The sequence below is a fragment of the Streptomyces sp. NPDC051909 genome, assembly GCF_040681095.1.
Classification (GTDB): Bacteria; Actinomycetota; Actinomycetes; order Streptomycetales; family Streptomycetaceae; genus Streptomyces.
This window is the reverse complement of the sequence record NZ_JBFAYA010000068.1, coordinates 1-4,223: the sequence shown is the minus strand read 5'-3', so window position 1 is coordinate 4,223 and position 4,223 is coordinate 1. Positions and strand designations below refer to the sequence as shown.

The window sequence follows — 4,223 nt, the reverse complement described above, 5'->3', positions numbered from 1 at the left end:
GTCACCTGCGCGGGATCCCCCCGCAGGTGACGGCCCTCGCACGCCTCGGGCTGCGCGTCACCGAACAGGCGTCGCCGTGGTGGAATGCCCGGTTCCGCGGCGATCTCGCCCCCGCCCTGCTGACGGGCGTCGCGTGCCACTCGATCGCGCCGCCGCGCACGCTCGCCTCGGCCGGCGTGGGCCTCCTCCTCGGGTCGCTCGCCCATTCCGTCGGCTGGCCGCTGCCGATCGGCGGCAGCCAGGCCATCGTCGACGCGATGGTGGGGCAGCTGACCGAGCACGGTGGCCGCATCGTCACCGGCCACCGGGTACGGTCGCTCGACGAACTGCCACCCGCGCGGGCCGTTCTCCTGGACGTCGCACCGGGTGCCCTGCTGGAGATCGAGGGCCCACGACTGCCCGAACGGTACCGCCGTCAACTGCGCGGCTTCCGGCACGGCGGCGCGGCGTGCAAGGTGGACTTCGCCCTGTCCGGTCCGGTGCCGTGGTCCGCACCGGACTGCGCGAAGGCCGGCACCTTGCACCTGGTGGGCTCGCGCGCCGAGGCGGTACGGGCGGAGTCCGACGCGGCGGCCGGCCGGCACGCCGAGCGTCCGTTCGTGCTGGCCGTACAACCGGGGGTGGTGGACCCGGGGCGTGCTCCTGCCGGACGGCATGTGCTCTCGACCTATGTCCACGTACCGAACGGGTCCACCAGGGACGTCAGTGAACAGATCAAGCAACAGGTGGAACGGTTCGCCCCCGGCTTCCGGGACCTGATCCTCGCGGAGCACGTCGTCACGGCGGCCGAACAGGGCCTGCACAACCCCAACTACGTGGGCGGCGACATCTCCGGCGGCGCGACGACCGCCTGGCAACTGGTGATGCGACCGGCCGCCCGCTGGGACCCCCACCGGACACCGCTCCCGGGCGTCTACCTGTGCTCCGCCTCCACCCCACCGGGCCAGGCGGTGCACGGGATGTGCGGAGTGCACGCCGCGCGGCGTGCACTGCGCGACCACTTCGGCGTGCGGTCGGACCCCTTGCGGCTGGTCGCCGAGGCGTACGGCAGCGGGACGAAAGCGGCGGCCGCCGACCGGTAGTGACCGGTCGGCGAAGCTGCGAGACTGCGCGACTGCGCACCGGGCCCGCTCTGGGTCGGCTGCCACTCCTCGGTCAGCGGGAAACGGCACGGCCGGATCGCGCGGGGCCGAGCCGTCGAACGGCTCGTACTCCAGCAGGACTTCGACGTTTCACCCGTTCAGAGGGTCGGGGATGTCCAAGATCAGTTTGTGATTGGCCAGCCTGAACACCCTCTTGACGGCACTCTACGTGAAGATCGACGACGAGATCGGAGGAACGCGATCGCGCGGCAGACCGCCGCTGCTCAGCGACTCCGAACTCGTCTGTCTCGCGGTGGCCCAAGCGCTGCTGGGCTACCGCTCCGAGGCGCGCTGGCTGCGCTTCGCCCGCAAGCACCTGCGGGGCGCCTGCGGCTGGAACCCGGCCCCGAAGTGCAGACACCGAGTCGTCACCACCCTGTGGCAGGGACACCTCTTCGGTGGCGGTCTCGTTCGTCGGGGTGCGCCGGTGTCGGTCGAGGCTGGGCGGGAGCTCAGCGGCTCTTGTACATCGTCACCGAGATGGTCTGCTTCGTGCCGTCATGGAAGTCGGTGCGGTCCCATACCGAGATGTGGGTCCTGTCCTTCATCCGCAGCTGCAGCACCTCGTTGGCATTGCTCCAGTTGTAATAGAAGAACTGGAAGTTCGGATCGGGGCTGTCGCCCATCCTCCGGTTTCCCCAACTGCAGATGAGCGACTTGTCGTGTTCGCAGACGGACCAGGCCCTGGCGTAAAGGTGGCAGTCCTCTCCCTGCCATACGTCGATTCGCTTCAGCCTCGGGTCGGACGAGCGCCATTTTCCATTGAATCGGTCGGCGGAGCACAGCGCGGCTGCGTCTTTCGCCGAGGTGACCGTGATCACGGCCGAGAGGGAGAGCGTCAGTGCGGCCGTCACGAGCAGCGCCATGATCTGGCGTAGGGGGCGGCCGACAGCAGAGGCGTGTGACATGGCGAACCTCCCCGTGGCGAGGCAGCACGGGGCGTCCGGCGATCGCACCGGACCGGATCTGCGGATGACCACGATGGAGGCCTCGCTTCGGCGTCCGGTCGAGACCGTCGCCCCCCTCGCCCTGCTAGCGCCACGTATTCAGGCGGGTGAGTGCCGTTTGTCCCCCACCTCTTCCAGACCAGCACTCCCGGATCCTGATCGCAAGTCAGGACTTTCTGCCCCATCTTGCATTCCATGCACCGCATTCAATGCTGCATGGAATGCAAGGTGGACGGGGAAACGAATTCAACCGCCGGATTTCAGCGGGCGCAGCGCCGCGCGCCGTCGCCCTCCCCGCGCGTTGGACAGACCGCCATTCCTCCCTCGACCACATCAGGAGCCGCCGCGGCGTTCCGGTTGCAGGGCCGCCGCACCGCCCGGCTGGCGGAAGCCCGAGTGCCCATAATCGTCGACCGCACCAGCCGCTTCGAGAACCCCCTGTACGGGGTGATCGAGGCGAAGTCCGAGCACTGCAAGCCCGCGCCGGTCGTCGACCTGATGGCCGCCCCTGCAGGCATCCGTCGCCAAGGCGAAGGAGACCCGCAGCGAGACCGGCGCCGAACCGGCCACCGTGCACAAGAGGCCGAAGAAGAAGGCCGCGGCCAACAAGACCACGCCGGACGTTCACGCCAGCGCGAGCGGTGCGACGGCGGCCGGGGCGCCGGGCCTCTTCTGCAGGGACGGCGCGTCGGCCTGGCACCTCTCGCACAGCGGGTTCTCCGAGACAAATGCTGTGATGCGAGCTTGGTGCAGGTCGCTCGCGCGGCACAGCGCCGGTGAGGTTCGCCGTCGCGGCTGCAACAGGCGTGGCGCCATCGCCAAATCGAGCGGGGCATTGCCGGTGGCGCCTCGGATGGCAGGCCGTCGACTCTGGATTGGGCGGGCTACCGCCTTGAGGCTCGCCATAGCTGCGAACGTTGGTGTCCGGAGAGACCCACGGCGAAGCACCAGCGCCCCGGGTAGCTGCTCGTCGAGATTCTGGCGGTCGAAGACTGTCGAAACCTCACTGGCACACGCCGCGGCTCCCTGCAGGACCGTCGGTCGGAGGGTCCAGTGGGCCCTTCCCGCGCGGCGTATCAGCTGCTGAGGTCGAACACGCCCCACGCGGTGAACGGCTCGGCCTGAACGTAGACCCTGCTTCCTCGGCCGACGACCCGTCGGCGGCCGGGGGCGGGGCCATCGGGCGGGGTGAGGAGGCCGACGTCCGTTGGCTCGACTGCAGTTGCGGCGAGCACTCCGTAGGCGAGTCGGTCCCACTCCTCGCCGTAGCCGCCGTAGAAGGCGACCCGCTCGCCGTGGACGGCCACCGCATGGGCGCCCCGCACCCGGTTCGCCCACACCCTCACAGGCCGGTCGGTCCGGTTGGGGCGGATCTCGACGAGCGGGAACTCCGTGTACGGGCAGGCCCAGGCGGCGGTGCCCGACACGTTCAGGGCGTAGCGGTCAAAGAGACCGGGGATCGGGGCGCCGTCTGACGACCAGGCGAGCCGGCCCGTGGCGCTCCAGCAGCGAATTCCGGCCGGGTTCTCGTCGAAGTGCCCAACCCAGATGTAGCCGGCCTCGTCCACCGGCAGGTGCTCGATTGCGTCCCAGACGGAGAAGGACGAGGTCTCGCGCCCGAGCGCGTCGAAGACCTGGACCTGGTTCGCGTCCTCGTGCCGGCGGGCGCGAGAAGCGGCGACGACGAAACCCGCCGCCGGGCAGGCGGTCCAAGTGCGGCCAGCGAGCCCGCACGGCGCTCAGCTCGGTGAGTTCGACGTTGCCGCCCGGGCCGACGGAGACGACCAGCGCGTCGAAGGGCAGGATGTCGCCGCCGGGCTGCGGAGCGCGTTCGGCAAGCAGCCAGTGGGCGGCGCCGAAGACGTCGACCGTACTGGTCAGGACGTGGCGGTCGCGGTGCGCTCGAGGGAGGTGAGCGTAGGGAACGAGGACGGTCTTCTGCACGGGCGGGCTCTCCTGGGTGGGGCGGTCACGGTCATCGGGGGCGCTGCGGTGAGCAGCGGTCGGCGGCGCGCGAGCGGTGGAGAGCGGAGCGGAGCGCCTAGGTGTATTGATCACGAGCGTTGTTGACAGTTGTGGGTCTTGATCATGGCGAAGACGTCCGGTGTGGTGGAGGTGTCTAGGCTTCACCGCA

4 protein-coding genes and 1 pseudogene are annotated in these 4,223 nt (G+C 69.9%); 2 read left to right on the top strand and 3 right to left on the bottom strand.

Annotation, left to right across the window (positions count from 1 at the left end; translation table 11 throughout):
• Together AB0M18_RS36370 and AB0M18_RS36365 are read left to right on the top strand one after the other, a co-directional pair.
• The coding region (locus AB0M18_RS36370) for an NAD(P)/FAD-dependent oxidoreductase (protein WP_365765660.1) at positions 1–1,082 on the top strand (1,082 nt) is incomplete at its 5' end.
• A gap of 193 nt (positions 1,083–1,275) precedes the next feature.
• Positions 1,276–1,464: pseudogene (locus AB0M18_RS36365) on the top strand (IS982 family transposase); the annotation flags it as partial.
• Positions 1,465–1,594: 130 nt separating this feature from the next.
• On the opposite strand, the gene AB0M18_RS36360 reads toward AB0M18_RS36365, so the two are convergent.
• The 3 genes from AB0M18_RS36360 to AB0M18_RS36350 all read right to left on the bottom strand — a co-directional run bounded on the left by AB0M18_RS36360 (position 1,595) and on the right by AB0M18_RS36350 (position 3,657).
• Positions 1,595–2,050, bottom strand: coding sequence for a hypothetical protein (locus AB0M18_RS36360; protein ID WP_365765662.1), 456 nt, complete (start codon positions 2,048–2,050; stop codon positions 1,595–1,597).
• 372 nt (positions 2,051–2,422) lie between these two features.
• Positions 2,423–2,704 carry a hypothetical protein gene (locus AB0M18_RS36355; RefSeq protein ID WP_365765658.1) on the bottom strand — a complete coding sequence of 94 codons (282 nt, stop codon included), beginning with the start codon at positions 2,702–2,704 and terminating at the stop codon, positions 2,423–2,425.
• A 461-nt stretch (positions 2,705–3,165) separates the two neighbouring features.
• Positions 3,166–3,657 (bottom strand): hypothetical protein, encoded by a 492-nt coding sequence (locus AB0M18_RS36350; RefSeq protein WP_365765656.1) that lies wholly within the window; start codon positions 3,655–3,657, stop codon positions 3,166–3,168.
• Positions 3,658–4,223: the final 566 nt, after the last annotated feature.

Excerpts from the sequence above, each read along its gene's own strand:
- AB0M18_RS36360 (WP_365765662.1), bottom strand. The coding sequence starts at position 2,050 with ATGTCACACGCCTCTGCTGTCGGCCGCCCCCTACGCCAGATCATGGCG.